Here is a 2069-nt window from a genome sequence, read left to right as displayed (position 1 = left end):
GATGCCATTTTTCTTTATACTGTCACTGAGGCAGGTTGGACATTTGATTTCTAGAGTTATTTGCATTTCTCTATTTTATCAAAATTCAACCTGCTTTTTTTCAGCATACTTTTTGAAACACCACCTTATTGAGTAATTGAATTTATTGTTAAGCTTTATCTATGTGGTTCAGCAAGATTTTTCATTTTAGTTCACTTCATCTTTAAACTCTAAATAAGCCAAAATCATATTGGACAACTCTCTCTTAAGCTGTTGTTCAGTAATTAAAAAGTCGTTATTACTCACATAGCGCATCATGGTAAATAAAGTACTGTTAATGATCACAAATGAGCGATTTTTCAGTGTTTCAAAGCTCCAATGTTGGTAGTAACGGTTAAATAAATACATGCCAACTTCAAAAAAATGTTTTTCCAAAACCTGAGAGGCATCTGAACGACTGTATTGATGCCAGTGTTTTAAAATCTCGATAAAGAAACCACGATCAGCTTTCAACATATCAAAACCAAATTGAATACTCAGTGGAATAACTTCGTAGATGGTCTGATGCTCTTGCTCTACAATCGTTTGTTTTAAGGCCAACCCCAATTGTTCTGATTTACGTAATAAGAGTTCTTCGACTATTTGCTCTTTATTTTCAAAGTATTGATAAATCGAACCTACACTTACACCAGATTTATCGGCAATTTTCGGTGTCGTCAATTCTAGCAAGCCATATTCTGCGATACACCACTGCGCCGCCTCCAAAATACTTTCTACAATGAGACGTGCACGCTGCTGCTGGGGTCTTTTTCTCATGCACTACATCCAATAATCATTTTAATTATACGAATTGAACGCGAATAAATATTCGTATTAGTGTTGAATTAAACAACAACATTGAAGTATTAACAATGTCTACATTCTTTCATTCCAGACTTGCGCCGTTTAGCTCTACCCAGCAAAGTAACATTCTGAGCTTTGCCCTTACACATTTAACCAAGGGCTCGACTCAACCCAGTTATGCAGAATACCTGTCTCTAAACAAAGCACTGCAAACCGGTGACACTGAAATGGAAAAAATCATCACATGGATGATGAAAAATCCGAAGCTGCATCGTGAATATTTTGAAACTGCCCTATTTAAAGGGATCGATCAACTCCCCCACACCATTCCCGAACTGGAAGTATTTTTTCAGCATATCCAACAGATTCCCAATTGGTTGGAACACACTAAAATTGAACATGCTTTGCAGTTTACTCACCGCTTAGGTATTAACAATGGGTTTATTTTAAGGGATTTATCCTTAATGGCTGGTTATCTCTATCCAGGTTTTAACCAACCATTAATGATGACTGGGGCTTTAAATAAACAAGCCGGCACACGTTTGGCTGAAACGACTAAATGGTGGATTGATATTACGGAACCGAATGGCTTAAATCGTTTTAATGCTGGGTTTACTTCGACTATCTATGTGAGGTTTATTCACGCTTTGGTTCGTTATCAACTACAAAAGGGCAAAAGTTGGGACAATACAACGTGGGGCACGCCAATTAATCAATTCGATCTTGCCATGACCAACCTTGCTTTCAGCAGTGTCGTGTTACTAGGCATCCGCGCTTTAGGGATTTTTCCATCAAAGCAGGAATCTGAAGATTTTCTACATTTTTGGCGCTACGTTGGTTGGCTGATGGGAATCGATGAAAAGTGGTTAATTGAAAAAGAATCTGAAGGTTGGAAACTTTTATATTGGATGCAATTTGTCCATCCGAAATCAGATGCAAGTAGCGTAGCGCTCGGGGCGAGTTTATCCAAAGAACCTTTTGAACGGCAGTATAAATATTTACGTCCGATTCAACAAAAACTTGCGTATCGACAGCATTTAGAACTGACACAGTTTTTTATTGGCAAGAAACGTATGCACAAACTCGGACTCAAACCTCAGTCCGCAGCTTGGTTTGCGTACTACCTTGTATCTTAGTTTGTATAGTGATTAGCTATCACTATATGAAAATTGTAGAGCTTGTGTTCTACCTAAAACTTCTAAGTTTGTCCGAAAGAGTAAGTCTACAATTTTCCCCTAATTACTCCT

Annotated in this window: 1 protein-coding gene and 1 pseudogene; one reads left to right on the top strand and one right to left on the bottom strand. The window is 37.7% G+C overall.

Going from position 1 to position 2069, the window contains the following annotated elements; genetic code table 11:
- Positions 1-186: 186 nt before the first annotated feature.
- Entirely contained in the window at positions 187-795 is a 609-nt protein-coding gene (locus FTV09_RS17540) for a TetR/AcrR family transcriptional regulator (RefSeq protein WP_067762714.1), read from the bottom strand.
- A gap of 95 nt (positions 796-890) precedes the next feature.
- On the opposite strand from FTV09_RS17540, the pseudogene FTV09_RS17535 reads away from it, so the two are divergent.
- Positions 891-1952 (top strand): annotated as a pseudogene (locus tag FTV09_RS17535) (oxygenase MpaB family protein); the annotation flags it as partial.
- Positions 1953-2069 lie beyond the last annotated feature (117 nt).

It is taken from the genome of Acinetobacter sp. YH12227, from assembly GCF_013417785.1.
Classification (GTDB): domain Bacteria; phylum Pseudomonadota; class Gammaproteobacteria; order Pseudomonadales; family Moraxellaceae; genus Acinetobacter; species Acinetobacter gandensis.
Note: the sequence above shows the minus strand (reverse complement) of the source record. Positions and strands in the feature narration are given on the sequence as shown.

Excerpts from the sequence above, each read along its gene's own strand:
- FTV09_RS17540 (WP_067762714.1), bottom strand. The coding sequence starts at position 795 with ATGAGAAAAAGACCCCAGCAGCAGCGTGCACGTCTCATTGTAGAAAGT.